The 21,778-nt window shown below is 49.3% G+C and carries 20 protein-coding genes; 10 read left to right on the top strand and 10 right to left on the bottom strand.

Going from position 1 to position 21,778, the window contains the following annotated elements:
- Nucleotides 1-30: 30 nt before the first annotated feature.
- The gene (locus Q334_RS0112350) at nt 31-240 is read right to left on the bottom strand and encodes a cold-shock protein (protein ID WP_027313482.1); all 210 of its coding nucleotides are present in this window, start codon (nt 238-240) and stop codon (nt 31-33) included.
- A gap of 322 nt (nt 241-562) precedes the next feature.
- Between Q334_RS0112350 and Q334_RS0112345 the strand changes: the two genes are divergently transcribed.
- Nucleotides 563-946 carry a DUF3461 family protein gene (locus Q334_RS0112345; RefSeq protein ID WP_027313481.1) on the top strand — a complete coding sequence of 128 codons (384 nt, stop codon included), beginning with the start codon at nt 563-565 and terminating at the stop codon, nt 944-946.
- Nucleotides 947-1,020: 74 nt separating this feature from the next.
- On the opposite strand, the gene Q334_RS0112340 is transcribed toward Q334_RS0112345, so the two are convergent.
- A complete protein-coding gene (locus tag Q334_RS0112340) occupies nt 1,021-1,866 on the bottom strand; it encodes a methylenetetrahydrofolate reductase (RefSeq protein WP_035461398.1) in 846 nt (281 codons plus the stop codon).
- Nucleotides 1,867-2,093: 227 nt separating this feature from the next.
- On the opposite strand from Q334_RS0112340, the gene rimO reads away from it, so the two are divergent.
- The gene (rimO, locus tag Q334_RS0112335; protein WP_155888991.1) at nt 2,094-3,419 is read left to right on the top strand and encodes a 30S ribosomal protein S12 methylthiotransferase RimO; all 1,326 of its coding nucleotides are present in this window, start codon (nt 2,094-2,096) and stop codon (nt 3,417-3,419) included.
- Nucleotides 3,420-3,494: 75 nt separating this feature from the next.
- Here the strand turns inward: rimO and Q334_RS0112330 are convergent, their stop codons facing one another.
- Both Q334_RS0112330 and Q334_RS0112325 read right to left on the bottom strand, forming a co-directional pair.
- Nucleotides 3,495-4,007 (bottom strand): hypothetical protein, encoded by a 513-nt coding sequence (locus tag Q334_RS0112330; protein WP_027313478.1) that lies wholly within the window; start codon nt 4,005-4,007, stop codon nt 3,495-3,497.
- A 24-nt stretch (nt 4,008-4,031) separates the two neighbouring features.
- Nucleotides 4,032-5,978 (bottom strand): transglycosylase SLT domain-containing protein, encoded by a 1,947-nt coding sequence (locus Q334_RS0112325; RefSeq protein WP_027313477.1) that lies wholly within the window; start codon nt 5,976-5,978, stop codon nt 4,032-4,034.
- 97 nt (nt 5,979-6,075) lie between these two features.
- Between Q334_RS0112325 and Q334_RS0112320 the strand changes: the two genes are divergently transcribed.
- On the top strand, nt 6,076-7,992 hold the full coding sequence (locus Q334_RS0112320) for an ATP-binding cassette domain-containing protein (protein WP_027313476.1): 1,917 nt from the start codon (nt 6,076-6,078) through the stop codon (nt 7,990-7,992).
- A 34-nt stretch (nt 7,993-8,026) separates the two neighbouring features.
- Here the strand turns inward: Q334_RS0112320 and Q334_RS0112315 are convergent, their stop codons facing one another.
- Nucleotides 8,027-8,467 (bottom strand): universal stress protein, encoded by a 441-nt coding sequence (locus tag Q334_RS0112315; protein ID WP_027313475.1) that lies wholly within the window; start codon nt 8,465-8,467, stop codon nt 8,027-8,029.
- Between the two features lie 87 nt (nt 8,468-8,554).
- Here Q334_RS0112315 and Q334_RS0112310 point away from each other — a divergent pair, with 87 nt between their 5' ends.
- The 5 genes from Q334_RS0112310 to Q334_RS0112290 all read left to right on the top strand — a co-directional run bounded on the left by Q334_RS0112310 (nt 8,555) and on the right by Q334_RS0112290 (nt 12,907).
- Complete coding sequence (locus Q334_RS0112310) at nt 8,555-9,043, top strand: hypothetical protein (RefSeq protein WP_155888989.1); 489 nt, start codon at nt 8,555-8,557, stop codon at nt 9,041-9,043.
- Nucleotides 9,044-9,439: 396 nt separating this feature from the next.
- Entirely contained in the window at nt 9,440-10,378 is a 939-nt protein-coding gene (locus Q334_RS0112305; RefSeq protein WP_027313473.1) for a porin, read from the top strand.
- Nucleotides 10,379-10,470: 92 nt separating this feature from the next.
- Entirely contained in the window at nt 10,471-11,205 is a 735-nt protein-coding gene (locus Q334_RS0112300; RefSeq protein ID WP_027313472.1) for an MlaA family lipoprotein, read from the top strand.
- Between the two features lie 23 nt (nt 11,206-11,228).
- Entirely contained in the window at nt 11,229-12,401 is a 1,173-nt protein-coding gene (locus tag Q334_RS0112295; protein ID WP_027313471.1) for a SpoIIE family protein phosphatase, read from the top strand.
- 2 nt (nt 12,402-12,403) lie between these two features.
- Nucleotides 12,404-12,907 (top strand): STAS domain-containing protein, encoded by a 504-nt coding sequence (locus Q334_RS0112290; RefSeq protein ID WP_027313470.1) that lies wholly within the window; start codon nt 12,404-12,406, stop codon nt 12,905-12,907.
- A gap of 124 nt (nt 12,908-13,031) precedes the next feature.
- Here the strand turns inward: Q334_RS0112290 and tal are convergent, their stop codons facing one another.
- The 4 genes from tal to Q334_RS19020 form a co-directional block, all read right to left on the bottom strand.
- On the bottom strand, nt 13,032-13,982 hold the full coding sequence (tal, locus tag Q334_RS19030; protein WP_035461394.1) for a transaldolase: 951 nt from the start codon (nt 13,980-13,982) through the stop codon (nt 13,032-13,034).
- 63 nt (nt 13,983-14,045) lie between these two features.
- Nucleotides 14,046-15,005 carry a tRNA dihydrouridine(20/20a) synthase DusA gene (dusA, locus tag Q334_RS19025; RefSeq protein ID WP_035461392.1) on the bottom strand — a complete coding sequence of 320 codons (960 nt, stop codon included), beginning with the start codon at nt 15,003-15,005 and terminating at the stop codon, nt 14,046-14,048.
- 132 nt (nt 15,006-15,137) lie between these two features.
- Nucleotides 15,138-15,620, bottom strand: a complete 483-nt coding sequence (locus tag Q334_RS0112275; protein ID WP_027313469.1) for a GNAT family N-acetyltransferase — start codon at nt 15,618-15,620, stop codon at nt 15,138-15,140.
- Between the two features lie 90 nt (nt 15,621-15,710).
- Nucleotides 15,711-17,798 carry a carboxy terminal-processing peptidase gene (locus Q334_RS19020; RefSeq protein WP_051527765.1) on the bottom strand — a complete coding sequence of 696 codons (2,088 nt, stop codon included), beginning with the start codon at nt 17,796-17,798 and terminating at the stop codon, nt 15,711-15,713.
- A gap of 162 nt (nt 17,799-17,960) precedes the next feature.
- Between Q334_RS19020 and Q334_RS0112265 the strand changes: the two genes are divergently transcribed.
- Nucleotides 17,961-19,259 carry a M18 family aminopeptidase gene (locus Q334_RS0112265; protein ID WP_035461556.1) on the top strand — a complete coding sequence of 433 codons (1,299 nt, stop codon included), beginning with the start codon at nt 17,961-17,963 and terminating at the stop codon, nt 19,257-19,259.
- A gap of 62 nt (nt 19,260-19,321) precedes the next feature.
- Here Q334_RS0112265 and Q334_RS0112260 read toward each other — a convergent pair whose 3' ends face one another.
- A complete protein-coding gene (locus Q334_RS0112260) occupies nt 19,322-19,795 on the bottom strand; it encodes a Dps family protein (protein WP_027313467.1) in 474 nt (157 codons plus the stop codon).
- A 192-nt stretch (nt 19,796-19,987) separates the two neighbouring features.
- On the opposite strand from Q334_RS0112260, the gene aceK reads away from it, so the two are divergent.
- Nucleotides 19,988-21,751, top strand: a complete 1,764-nt coding sequence (gene aceK, locus Q334_RS0112255; RefSeq protein WP_027313466.1) for a bifunctional isocitrate dehydrogenase kinase/phosphatase — start codon at nt 19,988-19,990, stop codon at nt 21,749-21,751.
- Nucleotides 21,752-21,778 lie beyond the last annotated feature (27 nt).

Below are 21,778 nucleotides of genomic sequence, written 5' to 3'. Positions count from 1 at the left end.
GCGCCGGCAGAAGCGCCATCGGCACTGGGGTCAGAGGACATTGACTTCAGCTGCTTGCAAGCCTTTTTGGCTCTCCGCAACGCTGAAGGAAACCTTTTGTCCCTCTACCAGAGTTTTACGGCCTTTCTGTTGGATAGCACTAAAGTGTACAAACACATCAGGACCACTGTCTTGGGCGATAAAACCGTAACCTTTGGTATCGTTGAACCACTTTACGGTGCCTTGGCGCAGATCAGACATAAGCTCTCCTGTCAGATCGTGTAAATCAACAACAAATTTCGATTGGGCAGCCAGATGTAAGCAGTGTGCAAAGAAAAGCGACAGCTATCTTGCTAGCGGCTCAATCTTAGCCATTGAGCGTAGGAGACAACCTGAAAAAGCTCAAATTACGGTAAGAAAAAAAGTGAACTGGAAAAATTTGGATGTAGTGTCTTTACTGTTATGGATCAATTTTTTAACCGATGATCTCAATATTGAGTCGTATTTATGCAACACCCTCCCGGTGAGTTTTGTTAAAATACGCTACAACTAAAGTTGCATTGTATGCTGTGGGAGAACAAGCATGGCCGAGTATAAGCATCTAGCCGAAATGGGCGTTGAAGATGTGAGTCAAATTGAAAAGTACACTCTGCGCCAGGAGGGGGATGAGGATGTACTCAAGATTTATATGCATCGTGATAAAGGCGAGTGGTTTGCCCGTTCGCGTAAATTTAAGTTCAAGCGTTTTGTGAAGACTGTTCGTATCAACGAAGGTACACAGCACTATCGTGAAGTGAGTGAGATGAACCCCTTCTTGCTGCGTGCGGTAGATGAGCTGGATAAGCTGGTTGCTCAAGAGAAGAAGACACTGACCCAGAAAGAGCAGATGCTGGAAGAGCTTGATCACTTGGAGAAAGTGGTAAGCCGTAAGATTACTGATCTGCGTCGTCAAATTGAGTCGATGTAAGCAACATCAGTCAGATTGGCAAAAAAGCCACCCGAATCACTTCGTGGTGGCTTTTTTTATGGCGCTGGCTCGCCTTAAAAGGCCTCGCGTAACCAGCGGCAAACATGGCGTGTCAGCATTGATTCATTCAGCGTGTAAATGTGGAAGAAGTCCACTCCTTCCGTATGTAGACGAGTAATCTGGTGGCTGAGTACATTCATGGCCAGCAGGCGGTGATCAATATCTTCGGCTTCGACCCCTTCAAACATTTTATGCAGGAAGTCAGGTACATTAGCCTGACAGCGTGCGGCAAACTGTGTCATACGTTTGAAGTTAAGAATGGGCAGTAACCCCGGTACCACCTGGGCATCAATTCCAGCTGCAGCTACGCGGTCGCGATAGCGTAGAAAGACTTCAGGGTCGAAGAAAAACTGTGTGATGATGCGATTAGCACCCGCCTCAACTTTCTTCTTCAGATACTCCAGCTCCTTGTCTTGAGAGGCAGAGTCAGGGTGTCCTTCCGGGTAGCCTGCTACCGAAATGTCAAAATCCGCGACTTCTTTTAAGCCAGCCACTAACTCATCAGCATAGGCAAAGCCATCAGGTCGGGGAGTGTAACGCTCCTGGCCAGGCATATCGCCACGCAGAGCAACAATATGACGGATATTGCTATTCCAGTAGTCCTTAGCCAGTTGGCGAAGCTCATCCCGGCTGCCGCTTACGCAAGTCATGTGTGCTGCGACAGGGCAGCGGGCCTGCTGAGCCATCACCAAGGCCACTTCTTTTGTGCTGTCCCCCGGCACATTACCGCCTGCGCCGCAGGTAACAGAGATAAAAGCGGGAGAGAGAGGCGCTAGTTCTTGGCTGGCTTTCCACAGTGATAAGGCTGTAGGGGCAGTCTTGGGGGGGAAAACTTCCAGGCTGAAATCAGGCTTACTCATGGTGAACTCCGCAAACAAAGGGGCACGAACTGGCTAGCAGTATCAATACAATCATCTTAGAGGAGGGTTGTAGGGGAGTAAATTTCATTATTCTCAGGGGTTCTATGAAGATGTTTCAGTTATAACTACACTGCCTGGTTAAAAAATAGACTGATAGATGCACAAACTTAGGGCTTTACGGTAGAATGCGCGCCTCCGTGAATTTGCATAGTGATAATGAGAGCAACATGAGTTCAGCCAATCCTAAGGTGGGCTTTATTAGCCTGGGTTGCCCTAAAGCCCTGGTCGATTCTGAGCGTATTCTGACCCAGCTGCGGACGGAAGGTTACGATATTGTGCCTACCTATCAGGATGCTGATTTGGTCGTGGTGAATACCTGTGGCTTTATCGACGCAGCCAAGGCGGAGTCCCTGGATGCAATTGGGGAGGCACTGAAAGAGAACGGTAAGGTGATTGTGACCGGCTGTATGGGGGGCAAGGAGTCGGATATCCGTAATGTTCACCCGTCGGTGTTGAGTGTGAGTGGCCCGCAGCAATATGAGCAAGTGGTTAATGCTGTGCATCAGTATTTGCCGCCCAAACAAGATCACAATCCTTTTATTGATTTGGTGCCGCCGCAGGGGATTAAGTTAACGCCTCGCCATTACTCCTATTTAAAGATTTCAGAAGGTTGTAATCATCGTTGTACCTTCTGCATTATTCCTTCTTTGCGTGGTGATTTGGTGAGTCGGCCAGTAGGTAATGTGCTTGATGAAGCCGAGCGCCTAGTCAACGCAGGAGTAAAAGAACTGCTGGTGGTATCCCAGGATACTAGTGCCTATGGCGTAGATTTGAAGTACCGTACCGGCTTTTGGCAGGGCCGCCCAGTTAAGACCCGTATGCGTGAGCTCTGTGAAGCGCTCGGCTCGATGGGAGTTTGGGTGCGTTTACACTATGTGTATCCTTACCCATCAGTTGATGAGTCCATTTCACTGATGGCAGAGGGAAAAATTCTGCCTTATCTGGATATCCCCTTCCAGCATGCTAATCCTCGTATTCTGAAATTGATGAAGCGCCCTGCGGCCACTGAAAAAACCTTGGAACGTATTCAACGTTGGCGAGCCATCTGTCCTGACATTACTCTACGCAGCACCTTTATTGTGGGTTTCCCGGGTGAGACTGAGCAGGAGTTCCAGGAGTTGCTCGATTTCCTGGATGAGGCGCAGCTGGATCGCGTTGGTGCCTTTACCTATTCCGCAGTAGAGGGAGCAACTGCCAATGCGTTGCCTGGAGCTGTGCCTGAAGAGGTTAAAGAGGAACGTTTGGCGCGTTTTATGGCGAAGCAAGAGGCGATCAGCGCACAGAAGTTGCAGCAGAAAATTGGCAAGAGAGTACAGGTGTTAATTGATGAAATCGCCGAAGAAGGGGCTGTCGGTCGTACACAAGCGGATGCTCCTGAAATCGACGGTTTGATTTTCTTGGATGGGGCGACACATCTGGAGCCAGGTCAATTTGTTGAAGCGATCGTAGAAGATGCCGATGCGCATGATCTATGGGGGCGCTTGGTTAACTAAGGTTGCCGATTACTCAGACATTGCACATTTGCTAAAAAGGCCAGCATTGCGCTGGCCTTTTTAGTGATGCAGCGGTTAAAACAACTCAATATCATCTTTGCCTGCATTGGGTTGGCTTAGATTGTCATGCCGCTCGATATAGTGCTGCACCACTTCTTCAATACTTTTGCCTTTGACGATCATCTCAAACATTTCCCGTTCGGCTTGCATTGAATAGCTCTGCTTGATGGCCTCCTGCAGGTCTGCCCAGGCTTGGGGGCTGTAGCGGCGCTGAGAGTCATCAATCAACAAGCCTAAGCCAGACAAGCCCTTTATCACGTGATCAAGGCGCTGATCTAAGCGATCATAAAATTGGAAGGCAATAATCGCCTGCTCAATATGGAGTTCTGCTTCTTGCATAGGGGCTGATTCAGCCAGTTGATCCGACAGCTTGGCGAAGGCTTCGGTCAGGTTATTGATCGAAACGCTACTATCGTGAATGGAGCATTTTATTTGGGCAATTGCGAGGCCCAGCATGACGAGTGTCTCCTTGACCTGGCTCCAGTCCAGGTCAGGATGTTGAGTGGAACTGCCGGGGTTATGAATCATCCTTTGCTCCTTGCCAAGCATGGCTTAAGGGGTGCGCTGAGCCAGGTTGAACTCATGCTGTTTAATAAACAGTTGAGGGCGCTGCAAATGCGCTTGGTAAATCACCGCATATGTCAGCACATTCTGTACATACTGGCGAGTTTCATTAAAAGGAATAGTCTCGATCCAGGCATCGGCATCCAAATGACCGCGTTCTGCTAACCAGCGTTTAACTCGACTGGGGCCGGCGTTATAAGCAGCGGTAGCAAGAATACGGTTGCCATTGAATGTTGTCCGTAGCTCATCCAGATAATGTGTGCCCAAGCGGATATTCACTTGTGGTATTAGCAGATCCTGAGGGTTAGGGTTCGCCAATGAATAGCGCTTAGCGGTGTGCTGCGCTGTACGCGGCATCAGCTGCATCAAGCCGCGGGCTCCTGCATGAGAGGTTGCGTCATGGCGGAAGGCGCTTTCCTGGCGTGAGATCGCAATCACCCAATCTGCATCTAGTCGTAAAGATTGTGCAGCCGGTAGAAAGACTTCACGGTAGGCGAGTGGGAAGCGTAATTGAGTATCATCCCAATGCTTGGCTTTAGCCATGGTATAGATGGAGACAAAGTGCCATCCCCACTGCATTGCTAAGCGAGCAGCGGCCACTTTTTGCTCCTGGCTCATGTTGTCTAGAGCACGATACCACTCACGACGAGAGTTAGTATCCTCGCCGAGTAGGCTCCACTCCATTGCTCGTGTCACTGCAGGAATAAAGAGAACGCTGCGTTGCTGTTCGCCACTAATGGGTAACGGTTGGTGGTTAAGTTGGTAGCGGCTTTGCAATTGTTGGGCTGCGTAGTAACCATAAAAGCTGCGCTCTTGTGCTAGCTTTTGCAGCATCTGCTTGGCTTGCTGTTGGTTTTTGTTGAGTGCAAGGCTGGCACGGCTATACCAGTAGCGCCAACGTTCTTGTTCTTGTACTTCTTTGTCTACGGCTGCGTGCAGTTGCAAGACGGTTTGCCAGTTAGGCTGTGCTAAAGCTGCTCGTAGTAAAATTTCCCCCACATCTTCACTCAACGGCTGTCCAAGCTTTTTGCTCCAGGCTAACGTTTGTTCGGGTTGTTGTCGGGCTAGGCGACTGAGTAAGTATTCTTGAGTTTGGCTGCGTTCAGCTTGATTGGGTTGCAGGCTTTTGGCCAGCGGGTGATAGAGGCTTAGTACGGCGCTGGCATCTTCTTTGGCCTGTTTCTCTAATAAATGTACATAGACTTTTGCTTGCCAGCTGTCTTTGTTTTTCCAGCTTTTTAGCGCTTGGGCTAGGTTGGTGGGCTTGCGGTACAGGTTAATTAATTGTTTTGCACTGGCTTGCTCACCCTTTGGTAGCAGGTCAACAAGGTAGTTAGCCAAGGATAAATTATCTTTTGCCAGTGCGGCCCCTAAGCGTGCTTGAATCATCTGAGTGCTTTGCAAACCACGCTTTTTCCAAGTGGCGAAGGGAGCTTCGCAAGCTTGAGGTTGGCTTTGCCCATTGAGCCATAGTTCGGTGGTGGCTTGATCGGCTAGTTTGTCTTGCTTGCTTTGATAGAGAGCCCAGGCTTGCCAACAACGTTGGGAGGCGTCTGCTTTAAGAGAAGGAAATACCTGTAAGTACTGACTCCATTGCTGTGTCTTGGCAAGCTGATTTGCCCATTGGCTCTGTAGTTGATCGTTAAAAGGAAAGTCAGGGTAACGGCTGATAAAAGCCTGAATATCTGATCCGGACTGGGGGGTAATCTGTTTGCGTAATTGCTCGTAAGCCAAGTACGGGTAGAGCGGATAGAGCTCAAGCCCTTTGCTCATAGCAACAGCCTGCTGCCATTTGCCCTGATTAAACAGCGCGTAAGCTTGGCTGAACTGGCTGCGTAGAGCAGGCAGTTCTGGGGTGACCGCGCTTGCGGAGGTGGTCATACAAGTAAGAGTGGCGGCAACCGTGACACGGGCCAAGCGGAGCAACGCAGACATAGGTCCATCAACCTCAAAAAGCAGCAACCCTTCGTGGGCATAGCCTGAACAAGCGATTAGAATACGCTTTCTCAATACTAGCACAAAGGACCTTTGCATGACGCTGGTGCGTTTGGATGGGATCAGTTTGGCCTATGGAACGGACGTTTTGCTCGACTCTGTCAGTCTGCATGTAGAGGCAGGGCAGCGAGTCTGTATTCTAGGCCGTAATGGTGCAGGCAAATCCAGCCTGTTGAAGCTGATAACCGGGCAACGGCGTGCAGATGCCGGAGAAGTATGGCTGCGGCCGGGTGTGCGTATGGGGTGGTTGGAGCAGAACCTACCTGAGTCTGCGGATGCTACTGTACTGGAAGTCGTGACTGAGGGGGCAGGTGAAGCGAGTCAGTTGCTCAAGGCTTACCATCAACAAGCATCTAAGATCGAAACGGCTGCGGATCTGCAAGAACTGGAACGCTTACAGCATCAGCTTGAGGCGATAGGAGGTTGGTCTGTAGAGCAGAGAATACAAACTCTGCTGCAACGTCTGGAACTGCCTGCGGAAAAGCGCTTAGGGGAGTTGTCGGGTGGTTGGCGACGCCGAGTGATGCTGGCCAGAGCCTTGGCGGCAGAGCCCGATGTGCTCATCCTGGATGAACCAACCAACCATTTAGACCTCTTGGCCATCGATTGGTTAGAGCAGTTGCTGCTTGATTACCGTGGTGCGTTGCTGTTTGTCACCCATGATCGTGCTTTTTTGCAGCGCATTGCCAACCGCATATGGGAGCTAGATCGTGGACAAATATACGACTGGCGTGGAGATTATCGTGGCTTCTTGGCACACCGTGAACAGCGTTTAGAAGATGAAGCTCGTCACAATGCCCTTTTTGATAAGCGCTTGGCTGAAGAGGAGGCTTGGATTCGTCAAGGTATTAAAGCAAGGCGAACCCGTAACGAAGGGCGAGTGCGTGCGTTAGAAGCCATGCGCCGTGAACATGCGGCTCGTCGCAATGTTCAGGGGCGTGCGCAGGGTGGAATTGAATCTGCTGATGCATCTGGGCAATTAGTATTTGAAGCTCAGGATTTGCATTATCAGCTACCTGATCGTTATCTGGTGAAGGGCTTGAATCTCAGGGTAATGCGTGGTGATCGGATCGGCATTATCGGCGCGAACGGGGCAGGGAAGAGTACGCTTATTAAGCTGCTGCTAGGGCAACTGTCACCCAGTGCTGGGCAGGTTAAGCAGGGTACTAAACTGGAAGTGGCGTACTTTGATCAGTTGCGAGATCAGCTTGATTTGAGCCGTACGGCAGTTGATAACCTCGCCGAAGGGCGTGAGTTTATTCAGATCCATGGTCGTAATAAGCATGTAATGGGGTATTTGGCTGAGTTTTTGTTTACTCCAGAACGTGCCCGTACTCCTGTGAGCGGATTGTCGGGAGGGGAGCGCAACCGGTTATTGCTTGCCAAGCTCTTTAGCAAACCTGCCAACTTATTGGTGATGGACGAACCAACCAATGACCTGGATATGGAAACCCTAGAGTTATTGGAAGAAATGCTGGCTGAGTACCAGGGCACATTGTTGTTGGTGAGCCATGACCGTGATTTTCTCGACAAGGTGGTCACCAGTACCTTGGTGCTGGATGGTCGAGGTGGCGTGCAGGAGTTTGTTGGTGGCTATGAAGATTGGTTGCGTCAAGGTGGCAGCTTAAAGGCGTTAGTCAACAATGAGCAGCCGGTAGTGAGGGCAGTCAAAGCGGATAACAAAGTTAAGCAAGAAGTCACCCCTGTAGTGGCGAATAAACCGCAAAAACTTAGTTATAAACTACAACGTGAGCTGGATGCCCTACCAGAACAAATAGAACAGCAAGAAGCTACAGTTGCGAGCTTAACCGAACAAACCCAGGCTCCTACATATTACCAGCAGCCATTAGAACAGGTGCAAGCAGGGCTAGCTCGTTTACAACAAGAGCAGGAGAGGCTAGAGCAGCTTATGGAGCGTTGGCTAGAGTTAGAGGCAATGAAAGAAGGGGGCTAAAGCCCCCCCCTGTACAATTTGGAGTCGCTAAGCTTTATTCGATGGCGCCAACGCGTACTGCTAAAACATCACATTTGGCGCCATGTAGAACCCCGTTAGCGGTTGAGCCCAGCAGCAAAGCGAGGCCATGGCGGCCATGGCTGCCGACTACGATCAGATCACAGCCATGTTCTTCTGCAATACGGTGAATTTCGGATTCGGTATGACCACTGGTGACTAATGTTTGTGCGGGCGGAACGGCTAGTTGTTCTACAAAAGAGGACAGGCGTTTATAGGCGTGTTCTTCTAACTGATTCTGAATGCCGGTTAAATCCATAGGCACATCGCCACCGTAGGCAAAGCTTAATGGCTCAATCACATGCAGTAGAGTGAGTTGGGCGCCACTGTTCTTAGCGATTGTGGCGGCTTTGTTAGCAACCTGAGAAGCCTCGTCACTAAGGTCGATAGCAACCAGGATTTTTTCGTAGGTACGCATGGTGAGCATCTCCTGCTTAAGTCTATATCTAATAAAGGTAGCATAGCCCGGGGTAAAGACCTTGAGGCGGATCAGAGGATAACTGAAATGATGTGGGTAGTAGTTGCGGTTGCGCTAGCGTTGTTAGGATCATTGTTTTGGATTTTGCCGTCGCCTAAACAGCGAGCACAAATGCTGTTACGAGAGCAGGCAAGGCAGTTGGGGCTGCAAGTTCGCATGCAAAAAATTCAATTTCCACGAGCGCCTGGGCAGTTGGAAGATGCGCCTGCATTGAAGATTACTTATTGTCTTCCTAGCGTACAGAAGCAAGATAAAGCTGTTGAGATAAGTCATTGGCAGTTATCGCGTGGCCAGGGCAGTTACCCTTTTAATGCAGCCTGGGTGTGGCTGGCGGCTACTGCTTATCCGGAGCATAAGCGTGCCCAGCTAGAAGAATGGTTAGCGGAGCTACCTCTTAGCTGTTTGGCTGTGTGGAAGACGCCGTTAGAGTATGGTGTGCTTTGGCAGGAAAAGGATGAGCAGGAATTGCGACACTTGCAGCAGTCTTTGCAGGCCGCACTTAAGTTGCATCTGTAGTTTTTTGCATAATCTGCATCTTGCACTCGAGCGGGACGCATATTATCCTGCTGCAAATTTTTGACGCCGACCTATATTTCTCGGTGTGTGAAGAAGCTTAAACAAGCTCTGTACTATACTGATCAAATAGCTTTATAAAGGTAGGCGTTTAAGTTTGGTCCTTCTTAGTTATCTTCTTTTGAGGACATTAAAAGGAAAGGTAAGAAGGGTTGAATGTGCCATTTTCGAGATCGAATACTTTAATGCATAACTACTTTATTGGTGGTTTTTTGGTCATTGAATTTTCGATATTGAAAAAGGTTTGATTTAGCTGGCGTTATGCACTATCTTGTGCGAGGGCGTGTGTAACGCGACTACTAAATTAACAAAGCACGTTAATACTGAAGGGGAAATTGAATGAAAAAGTCAATCATCGCTCTGGCAGTAGCTGGCGCAGTAGCTGTTCCCGCTGTTGCAATGGCTGATGCTACTCTGTACGGCCGTCTGCACTTCCAACTGCAGTTCGACAAGGACAAAGATTTCAACGTTGCTAACGCCGGCCACCGTCTGGGCGTTAAAGGCGACTCTCAGATGGACAGCGGCCTGACCGCTTTCTATCAGCTGGAAACTCAGTACAACAATGACAAGGGCTCTGCCCGTAAGTCTAACAGCTCTACCGATGCTGCTGACATCACTGTTCGTCACGCTAACGCTGGCGTAAAAGGTGACTTCGGTACTGCTACTGTTGGTCGTTTCACCAACCCCATGACTTCTACCTACGTTGCTGACGTATTCGAGCGTAACTCTGGTGTTTATGAGCAGGCTCCTTACCGTGTAGGTAACGCCCTGGCTTACACTACTCCTAACATGAGCGGTTTCGACGGCTATGTTGGTATCATCGGTGAAGGCGAAGGTTCTGACACTCAGTACAAAGATGTAGACGGTTACATCGTTGGTGGTAACTACTCTGTAGACGGTCTGTATGTTGGCCTGGGTTACATGACTGCTGACTACACCAAAGCTGCTGATGGCAAAACCAAGGATCTGACCTTCGGTGTTTCTTACACTGTTGACAACCTGTACGTAGCTTATAACTACGAAAAAGCCACCACTGGCGTAGCTAAAGTTGACACCAAGGTTCATGACTTTGCTGTAACTTACGCAATCGACAAGACCACTCTGGGTCTGGGTTATGCTCGTGCTAAGACCGACAACCAAGACACCAAGAAGCGCACTCTGGTAGGTGTTTACCACAACCTGGGTGGCAACGCTGACGTATATGCTGAATATGCTGACTACAACAAAGCTGACGGCTCTGCTGATAACCTGACTCTGGGTTACCGCGTTAAGTTCTAATCGAACTTAATCAACAAAGCCCCGCATATTGCGGGGCTTTTTGTTATCTGCTCTAATGTGCTCATGCGTTAGCAAAGCAAGGACTGTTGCCCGTGAATTTTTTCAAGCAGATATCTGTAGCACTCGTGTTGGGAGGGGCTGTATGTATCCCCGTAACGAATGCTGACCAGACTACAGAAAATGAAGTTATTCTATTACCGTTGTCTGAAAAGGATCCTTTTGAGTCGTTTAATAGGGCTATGTTTAGTTTTAACGAAGGGCTCGACACGGTAGTACTAAAGCCTTTAGCAAAAAGCTATCGCTATGTTACGCCTGATTTAGTTGAGTCTGGTGTGACGAATTTCTTTGATAACTTAACGGAAGTGCGCAATATCGCTAACAATCTACTGCAGTTCAAGTTTGATGGGGCTGCACTAAGTTTTTCCCGTTTTGTTTTTAATTCTACCTTTGGCTTGGCTGGCTTTATTGATGTGGCCACGCCTATGGGTATTGCTAAACATCCAGAAGACTTTGGTCAAACTTTGGGTTACTGGGGAGTGAGCTCTGGGCCCTACCTAGTGCTGCCTTTATTTGGTCCCTCTAGCCTACGTGATGCTACACGCTTTGTGGTGGATGCGCCGTTGGATCCGATTAATCACTTGGATGACGATAGTGCTCGATTGGCTGTGCAGGGGGTGAGAGTCATTGATACTCGTGCTCAGTTACTTTCACAAGAGCGTTTGATTGAAGGCGATAAGTATTTGTTTGTGCGTAATGCATATTTGCAGCGTCGCGAGTATCAGGTACAAGATGGGCAGGTGCCTGATCAGTTTGATGTAGACTTTTAACTTCTACCCTGGCTTGTTGACGCATGAACAAAGAAAGCTGTCGGGTGCTAATGGTGGCTGGCCATTATCAGGCTACCGAGCAGATTGTGCGTTATTTAGAGCGTCATGGACTCGAGGTTATTTGGACGGAGTCTCCTCAGGATGCGCTTGCTATGCTAGAAGCGCATTCTTTTAATGTTATTCTATCTAGCCTGCATTTACGCCAGGGGTCGGGCTTGGATGTGCTGGCCTATGTGGCTGAGCATGAGCTATTAGTGCCAGTATTAATGATGGCGCAGTCTGCTGTCTTGCAGGATGTGTTAAATGCGCTGCGTAGTGGCGCTTGTGACTTTTTCATCCAGCCTCAGTATGACCTGCATGCACTGTTAAAGTCAGTACGTAAACATGTGCATAAGTATGCGGCGGTCATGGAAAATGAAGCTTACCGCGAAGCACTGGAGAAAAATAACCATCAGCTGCAATTAAGTTTAGGTGAGTTAGAGGCCGATCAGAAAGCAGGGCGGCAGATCCAGCAAAAGATGCTGCCTTCCTCGCCCGTTGAAATCAATGGCTATCGCTTTGACCACCAATTGATACCATCGCTGTATTTAAGCGGCGATTTTATTGATTATTTTTCCTTGAATAATGACCTAACGGTTTTTTATTTAGCGGACATCTCTGGACATGGCGCTTCCTCTGCCTTTGTTACCGTACTACTAAAGAACCTGACAAATCGACTCATTCGAAACTACCGGCGACAGTCCAGTTTTGATATCCTTTCACCTGTGTCAATGTTGCGTCGCATCAATCAGGAGCTGTTGGATACCCAGCTTGGTAAGCATCTGACTATTGTAGTGGGCTTGATCGAACATCGGGCTCAACGTCTACATTATGCCATTGGTGGACACTTCCCTAAGCCAGTTTTGACCGATGAGCAGGGAACGCGATTTTTACCAGGAGAGGGGATGCCGGTTGGACTTTTCCCTTTTCCTCACTATGAAGAACATAGTATGAGCATTGGCTCACATTGGGCGCTTACGGTGTTTACCGATGGGGTGCTAGAGGTGATGCCGGGCTCGTTAGCAGAAAAAGAAGCCAGATTGTTGCAGCTGGTGGAAAGCAGCCTACATCAACCTGAGCTAATTATTGAACAGCTGAATCTAAAGGTAATGGAGTTACCTGATGATGTGGCCTTGCTAAGTGTGAATAAGCTATAGCCATGCAGTCTGGCAAAATTTTAGTCGCTAAGCAGGAAGGTACTTATGTACTCAAGTTCTGTGGCGACGTGCGACTCACGCTCTGTTCTGCGCTTGATCAGTTTCTGGAAACTATGCTGACTGATCCAGACTTCACGACGGTTCTTATAGATCTGACAGAGACAGATGGCATTGATAGTACCTCACTGGGGTTGCTAGCCAAGATTTCGGTCAGAATGCAGCAGAAGCACCGGTTGTTACCGACCATTCTCTCCGTTAAAGACGACATCACACGTATTCTGATGAGTATGGGCTTCGATAAGGTTTTCTTGTTGATTCGTGAGGCTAACACTGAAACGGCGGGTATGCATGAGCTACCACTGTCTCAGTGTTCTGAAGACGAAATGCGTACCACGGTACTGGATGCGCATAAAATTTTGATGAATCTAAATGATCAGAATAAATTAGTTTTTAAAGACTTGGTGGCTTCGTTAGAAGGATGTGCACCAGAGGCGCGTAAGCATTAACCAATATGCTTCCAATAGTTAAAGCGTTTATTGGTTGTTCGGTTAGTTAGATGTTTAAGCTAAATAAAAAACGGGCTCTTTAGGCCCGTTTTTTGTTGGATTCTTTATTGGTAAGTAAAGTCACTTAAGCTTGTGCAATAAGTTGCTCAAGCTTGTTTTGGTCAGCCGCGAATAGGCGAATGCCTTCGGCTAGCTTTTCGGTAGCCATTGCATCTTCGTTATGCAGCCAGCGGAATTCGCTTTCTGTCAGGATGCGTTTTTCATCCGTGCTACCCTGTCCCGGTTTTAGTTGGGTTGTCAGTTCATCCTGACGGCTTTGTAGCTCATCAAGTAAAGCCGGGCTGATGGTGAGCCTGTCACAGCCAGCCAGTGCAATAATTTGCTCGGCATTGCGGAAGCTGGCACCCATGACCACAGTTTGATAACCATGGGCTTTATAGTAGTTATAAATGCGGGTAACGGACTGTACGCCCGGATCTTCATGGGGGAGATATGAGGCCTGGCCGCTGTGTTTTTTATGCCAGTCCATAATGCGACCGACAAATGGTGAGATCAGGAAGACACCTGCATCGGCACAGGCCATGGCCTGGGCAAAGCTAAACAATAATGTCAGGTTGCATTGAATGCCTTCTTGTTCCAATTGGCGAGCAGCCTGAATACCTTCCCAAGTCGCTGCAATTTTAATTAATACTCGATCACGGCTTACCCCCAAGTCAGCATACAGCTGAATCAGTTGGCGGGCCTTTTGCAGCGTTTTCTCGGTTGAAAAGGAGAGACGTGCATCGACCTCAGTGGAGATACGGCCAGGAATGCTGTGCAGAATCTGCTCACCCAGGCGCACGGCTAAATAGTCAGCTGCCAGGGCCAGCTGTTCAGCGCTATCCTGACTTAGCTCGCCTGCCCAGCGTTTGGCTTCTTGCATCAGGCTCTGATATTGAGGTTGCTGACAGGCTTTAAGTACCAGAGAGGGGTTGGTTGTGGCGTCTACTGGTTGCAGGCGCTGAATGGCATCCAGTTCACCTGTATCTGCAACGACAACAGTCATTTGACGAAGTTGATCAAGTATTGTGTGCATAGCTATCCCCTAAATTGGATACATATCATAACGCTGAGTTTCTAGCTCCGCCAACTGTAGCGATTATTTTGTTTCGGTAGGTTGTTGGGGCAAGCGCACGTGCTCCATGGCATCTACGAGTGTATGGAGGCCTGCTCCGGGGCGATGGGCTTGTTCGCTTAAGTGACGGCGGTATAGCCTCCCTCCTGGTAATCCTTGGAAAATGCTGAGCAAGTGACGCGTGATATGTCCTAATGGAACGCCTTCTTGCAAGCACTCTTGTAGAAAAGGCAGGTAAGCTTGTACAGCCTGTTTAGGGCATTGGAAGGGGGAGGGTTGAGCAAAGAGTACTGGATCGACTTCCATTAGCAGGCGAGGATTGTAATAGGCTTCACGCCCGAGCATGACGCCATCCACTTGCTGTAAATGGGTTTGGCACTCGTCTAGTGTTTTAATGCCGCCATTGAGGATAATTTCTAGTTCAGGGAAGCTCTGTTTAAGTTGATAAACATACTCGTAGCGGAGCGGTGGAATTTCCCGATTCTCTTTGGGGCTAAGGCCTTGCAGGATAGCTTTACGTGCGTGCACGATAAAAGTCTTACAGCCGCTTTGCCGAACTTGTTCAACAAAGTGGTGCAGCACTTCATATCCTTCTTGTTCATCAATGCCAATGCGATGCTTCACCGTGACAGGGATATCCACCTCTGCCTGCATGGCAGCTAAACATTCAGCCACCAGTTGTGGATGTGCCATCAGGCAGGCGCCAATCATATTGTTTTGTACGCGGTCGCTGGGGCAGCCCACATTGAGGTTAATCTCATCAAAGCCAGCATCTTCACACATGCGGGCGCACAGTGCTAAGTCTTTGGGATTACTACCACCGAGTTGGATGGCGAGCGGATGCTCGCTGGGGTCATAGCGCAGGAAGCGTTGGCGATCACCATGTATCAATGCCCCGGTTGTGATCATCTCGGTATACAACAGAGTGTGTTGGCTGAGGCTGCGGGCAAAGCGGCGATAAAAGCGATCGGTCAGCTCCATCATGGGAGCAATGGAAAAGCGTCTATTTACGGTGGTATTCACTATCGATTTGGTCGTTAGAGGGGCTGGGAGGGGGGATTATAACGTTCCGCCTAAGAGCTGAAAACGTTATCTGTGCAAGGTGTCTGGTACTGGTTACTCTGACAGCGTTCGGGCCATAAATAGAGCGTCTTGACCATAACTATTACATACGGCTTGTGGTAAAGCGGTAAATCCTTGTTTTTGCCAAAACCGGCTGGAGTTTTGTACAGAGACGAGCCGGATCTCTTGATAGCCTGAATGACCGGCGAGTGCAATTAAGTGGTGAAGCATGATTGAACCTATGCCTTGGCCAGAGGATGAGGGGGATATGGCTAAGTCGTGGAGAAATAAAACCTTACCGTCTGTGCCTAAGGGAAGGCGCTGAAAGAGTTTGGGTGGATGATCATCATGCCAAGGGTGAGATAATAAATAGCCTTTTAAGTGGTCATCCTCTCGATAGATAAAGCAGCTTTGGGGCGATCTTATCCACTTATCTTGTAAAATCTCGACCTCTTCAGGCTCAACATCGCGATAGACTTCGCCTTGCAACTGCAATATTTCGGGCCAGGTTGCTGCGGTAATGAGTTCGATCGCCATCTGCTGTCCTAAAGCACAGTGCTCTATCGTGACAGAGCTGGAAAGTAGATGACCGGCTTGAGCCGGTCATCCAGGGAAGGTTGCACTAACTTACTGCCGGGGTCTTTCGGCTAATACTGTGTTAGAGAGACTGACGAAGTCCGCCAGAATGCGTCCAGACTCAGCGAGGATAGGATCTTCTTCATTGTTCTCGGTAGTGCTGCTTTCTTCAAAGCTGGCAAAGTCCGGATACAAGGGGAGTCCTTTGGCTTGTCGACGCTTATTCTCCTCATCCAGCAGACGCTGTTCAGTACGTTGACGGCGTTCACGAATGCCCTCTTCGTAAAGAGGTAATATCTTTTCATCACTTAGTTCTTTTTGTAAGCCCATCTGGCGCACCATGTAGACAAAGTCAGGATCTGCACTGACCCGCGTTTGATGGCGTTGCCGCAGGATATCGAGAACAAAAGCATAATCACCATAACTGGGGTAGCGTAGCGGCCGTACTTTATCCCAGGCCAGTGCATTGGGGAGGGCGCTTTCGCCAATCTGTTCATTATCAACCGAGGACGGGAAGCTGATATCAGGGATTACCCCTTTGTGTTGAGTGCTCTCACCAGAGATGCGGTAGAACTTGGCTTGGGTGAGCTTTAATTGACCCACATCCAGTGGCAGCAGTGTTTGCACAGTGCCTTTACCAAAGGTTTGGCTACCGAGTACCAGGCCGCGACCGTAGTCCTGAATAGCACCCGCAAAGATTTCTGAAGCAGAGGCACTCAGGCGGTTGACCAGCACAACTAGAGGACCCTCATACACCACTTTGGGATCGGGGTCACCCATGATGTTGACATTGCCCTGGGAGTCACGCACCTGCACAGTTGGCCCCTGACGAATAAAGAGACCAATTAGCTCATTGGCTTCACGCAGAGAACCGCCACCATTGTTGCGCAGGTCAACGATTAGGCCTTCAATGTTTTCGTGCTTGAGTTCCTGAATCAGTTGTTCCACATCACGAGTGGTGCTTTTGTAGTTAGGATCCCCTGCCTGGGCTGCTTGAAAATCAAGATAGAAAGTCGGCAGGGTCACAACACCTATTTTGTGGGTTTTACCTTCTCGGGGCAGTTCGAGTACTTTTTTCTGGGCGGCTTGATCTTCCAGTTTGACCTTGGAGCGAACCAAGCTGATGATTTTTTGCTTCTTGTCATCGCCCCCGGCTGGCTGGATTTGTAGGCGAACAGTGGTGTCTTTGGGGCCACGAATCAGGTCGACAACCTCATCCAGGCGCCAGCCTACTACATCTTGCATTTCGCCATCTTCGCCCTGAGCAACGCCAGTGATCAGGTCGGCAGGTTTGAGTTGGCCGGATTTGTCAGCAGGACCTCCCGGCACAAGTCGAACGACTTTAGTTTGTTCATCTTCGCTTTGCAGGACGGCACCAATTCCTTCCAGCGAGAGGCTCATATTGATGTTGAAGTTTTCAGATGAGCGTGGCGAAAAATACTGGGTATGAGGATCGTATAGCTCGGCATAGGCATTCATAAATACCTGATAGGCATCTTCGCTCTTGGTTTGGCGTTGGCGCTGAATCTGATTACCTAGCCGGCGCTCTAAGATGGGTTTGGCTTCTTCCAGTGTCTTATCAGCCATTATCAGGGCGAGTACTGAGTTCTTCAGTTGCTTGCGCCAGAGATCTTCTAGTTCGGCTTGAGTCCGGGGCCAGGGTGCTTCTTTGCGATCGGCTTCAATACTCTCTTGCAGGGGGAGCTGATAAGCATCGGGACCCTTGGCTAGCAGATCAAGCTGATAATTTAAGCGTTCCAGCCGACGTTGTTGAACCAAGTTGAAGATAGCAAAGGCATCGTCTAGCTGGCCTGCCCGCAATTGGTCATCAATTTCTTTACGCATCGGCGCAAGCTTATCCAGATCGCTTTGTAATAGCAGAGTGCGACTGGGGTCCAGGGCAGTGAGATACCGGTCAAAAACTTTGGAGGCAAGCTCATCATTCAACGCGGTGCTGCGATAATGATTATTTTCCAACATGCTGACGATACTTTGGGTCAGCTGGGCGTGATAGGGGGCTTGTTGAACCTGATCCAGGTTTGCCTGGTAGTTCAGTTCTGGCCTAGCTGTGCTGCTATGGGCAAGCGGGCTTAACAGCAGTGTCAAACCTGTGGCAAAGATAATGGTAGACAGACGCATTGCGCGTTTCCTTTGTCTAGGGCTTTGATTGTCAGACCGGCAGGAAGTAAATGGGTTCCCAGGGTGATGGTGGCAGGCTTAAAGCTGATTTACAACACAAGCTGCCACTATCCTCGCTATAATGGGCGCAGATTCACGTTATACAAGGTGGTATCAGTAAAAATGCAACCTACTGAGCAGTTTAATCAAGGACTTTTGCAGTATTTGAGTACATCTCCCACACCTTTTCATGCGGTAGCCAATATGCAACGTGAGCTGGCTGCGCAAGGCTTCAGCCTCTTAAATGAGGCGGAGTCTTGGTCTTTACAGGCGGGGGGGAAATATATGGTGACCCGTAATGGGTCGGCATTGATTGCCTTTGTCATGCCTAGCCAAGAGCAGGCACTACAGCAGGGGTTGCGTTTAGTGGGCGCACATACGGATAGCCCTTGCTTGAAAGTGAAGCCGCAACCAGAAATGTGTCGCCAAGGCTACTTTCAGTTAGGCGTTGAAGTGTATGGCGGTGTTTTGCTTAACCCCTGGTTTGATCGTGATCTTTCCTTGGCTGGGCGGGTTAGTTACCGGACAACGACAGGGCAGTTGAAGTCTTGTTTGCTAGATTTGCGCAAGCCGGTTGCAGTGATTCCCAGCCTGGCCATTCACTTAGATCGCGAGGTGAATCAGAATCGCTCCATCAACCCTCAGCGTGATATCCCACCGATTTTATGGCAGCAGGCCAAGTTGAATGCGCAGGATTGGCGTGCCCAGCTGTTGACCTTGGTACAGCAGCAAGATGGGGATGCTGAGCGTGTGTTGGATTATGAGCTGAGCTTCTATGATACCCAGGCTGCAGCCTTAGTCGGGTGGAATCAGGAGTTCATTGCCAGTGCCCGTTTAGATAACTTGCTGAGCTGCTACGTGGGATTACAGGCTTTATTGCAGGCTCCAGCGCCAGGGGCGATATTGGTGTGTACGGATCATGAAGAGGTGGGGAGTGCTTCTTGCTGTGGTGCAGAAGGCCCGTTCCTGCAGGATGTGCTGGCGCGGATGTGGCCGGAACAAGAATTGCGTCTACGTATTATCCAGGGTTCTTTGCTGATCTCGGCGGATAATGCTCATGGTATCCATCCGAACTATGCTGATAAGCATGATGCTAACCACGGCCCCTTACTGAATCAGGGACCGGTGATCAAGATTAATGCCAATCAACGTTATGCCACTAACAGTGAAACCAGTGCAGTGCTGCGTCGTTTGGCTGAACTTGAACAGGTGCCAGTACAGGCGTTTGTGGTACGTACAGATATGGCTTGCGGTTCGACTATTGGCCCTATTACGGCCACCAAGCTGGGAGTGCCGACGGTGGATGTCGGGGTGCCAACCTTCGCAATGCACTCAATTCGTGAGTTGGCAGGTAGTGATGATGCTTGGTATTTGTACCGCATGCTGAGCCGTTTTATGCAAGAGTGCCCACGCTTTATTTAATGGTCCAACCAAGCACTGGGCAGGTGCGCAACAGGTTACGTACCTGCCCATTACCTTAGTGCTTAGCTGCCCAGCATAGCGCGCAGCATCCATGCGGTTTTCTCATGCAATGCCATGCGATCGGCCAATAACCCTGCACTTGACTCGTCCGCTGCCTCTTGAGCGAGGGGTAAGACTTCACGACAAGTGCGCACTAGGGTTTCGTGGCTTTGCACCAATACTTGCAGCATGGCGGTAGCATCGCTCACATCGGGTTGTTCTTTAATCTTGGATAGTTTGCTGAACTCAAGGTAACTGCCAGGAGCACGGGCCCCGAGTGCACGAATCCGTTCAGCAATATCATCGACTGCGACAGCCATTTCCGTGTACTGCTGCTCAAACATGGCATGCAGAGCATGGAACATCGGCCCGGTTACGTTCCAGTGAAAGTTATGGGTTTGTAAATATAGGGTGTAGGTGTCTGCCAACAGCTGGGATAAACCCTGAGCGATGCGGGCACGGTCCTGTTCGTTGATACCAATATTCATGGCTTCCATGGTGTTGCTCCTTGGCAGGTTGAACTTGGGTACAAGCTTAGCCATTGGCTTTAGCACTGCAAAGTTGATACTTCCGATGGGGATGATAGGCAAATTTTATCAACCTTAGCAGTAAAGACGGTTCTTGCTTGTTGCAAAGCAGCATAAGACAGGCTTAAGTAGAGTCACTAAGGGTTTTTCCTAGGAGGCGTGATGATGGACTTAGGCTTGGAACAGCAGCAGCGTCAGCTGGCGGGGTTAATTCTCCAAGGTTTCGATGACTATCGCGCCCGCTTCCGCAAAATCACCATGGGCGCCCGGGCACGTTTTGAGAATGCGGCTTGGGCAGAAGCGCAAGCGGCGGCGGCAGAGCGTATTAACCTGTATGAAAAGGCGGTAAGTCGAGTCGTCGCATTTCTACATGAGAGTGGTTATCTGCAAGGGGTGGGCGTCGCAGGGTGGCCGCAAGTGAAGGGTTTTTATACCAATTTGCTTGATGGTCGCACTGATTATGAGTTGGCGGAAACCTTCTTTAACTCGATTTACTGTCGGCTGTTTAAGCACCTGGGATTAAGCAATGAGGGGATGTTTATTCACTCTTCTCGTCACCTGGACTCCGTTCGTACCGGTATTCCTATTATTAATACCTATTACCTGGAAGATGGGTTAGTCCGCCTGATTGATGAGATTTTGGATGATCAGGCTTTCAGTTTGCCGTGGGAAAATAAAAGACGCGATATCCGCAATATTGTGAAGCACTTGGAGGCGCACGCTCCTGAGAGTATCTGGCGTAGCATCCAGGCAAAGGTTGAGGTGTTGAACTCGGTATTCTATCGCAATAAAGCGGCATATCTGGTTGGTCGGGTTCTGGCAAGTGGGCAAAGTTTGCCCTTTGTATTGGCGATTCTGAATAACGAGCAGGGCGCTATTTATATCGATACCCTGATGCTGGATCGCGATGATGTCAGTATTTTGTTCAGCTTCACCCGCTCTTATTTTATGGTGGATGTGCCTGTTCCTTCCGAATATGTACGATTTTTAAATGCGCTTTTGCCTGGTAAGAACTTGGCTGAGCTGTATTCCTGTATTGGCTTCTTTAAACACGGTAAGACAGAGTTTTATCGAGAGTACCTGCGTCATTTACAACGCTCGGATGATCAGTTTGTGATTGCTCCAGGTGTAAAAGGGATGGTGATGTCGGTATTCACCCTGCCGTCTTATCCGGTGGTGTTTAAGATCATCAAGGATAAATTCGCGCCCCCTAAGGAAGTCAGTAAGGCGATCGTTAAAGAAAAATATGAGTTGGTTAAGCGCCATGATCGGGTAGGGCGAATGGCGGACACTCAGGAGTTTTCCAATTTTATTCTGCCTAGAGAGCGAGTTTCCCAGGAGTTACTGGATGAGCTGCTGGAGGTTGCGCCGAGCTGCCTGACGCTGACCGAGTCTGAAGTGGTTATTCATCATCTTTATACCGAGCGTCGTATGACTCCGCTTAACCTCTATTTGCAAGATTGCAGTGAAAGCCAATTGCTTGAGGTGCTGGATGAATATGGTAATGCTCTGAAGCAACTGGCAGCAGCCAATATCTTTGCTGGTGATATGTTGCTGAAGAACTTTGGCGTTACCCGTCATGGTCGAGTGGTGTTCTATGACTATGATGAGATCAGCTACCTGACGGAGGTAAACTTCCGCTATATACCTGAGCCGACGTATCCAGAGCAGGAGCTATCCGGTGAGCCCTGGTATTCGGTGGGGCCAATGGATGTGTTTCCGGAGGAGTTTCCCCGGTTTTTATTTGTCGATAGCAGGGTACGGCAGCTCTTTACCAAGATGCATGGTGAACTCTTCGACGCTGGCTATTGGCAAAGTATTCAGCAGGCGATTAAACAGGGACAGGTAGTGGATGTGTTTCCCTATCGCAAACGCAAGCGCTTTAGTCGGACGGAGGCAGAAGCAGAAAGCGTAACAGTATCCTGAACAAGGGTAGCGACAGGTAATAAAGAG

Source organism: Balneatrix alpica DSM 16621 (assembly GCF_000619885.1).
Lineage (GTDB): Bacteria > Pseudomonadota > Gammaproteobacteria > Pseudomonadales > Balneatricaceae > Balneatrix > Balneatrix alpica.
Note: the sequence above shows the minus strand (reverse complement) of the source record. Positions and strands in the feature narration are given on the sequence as shown.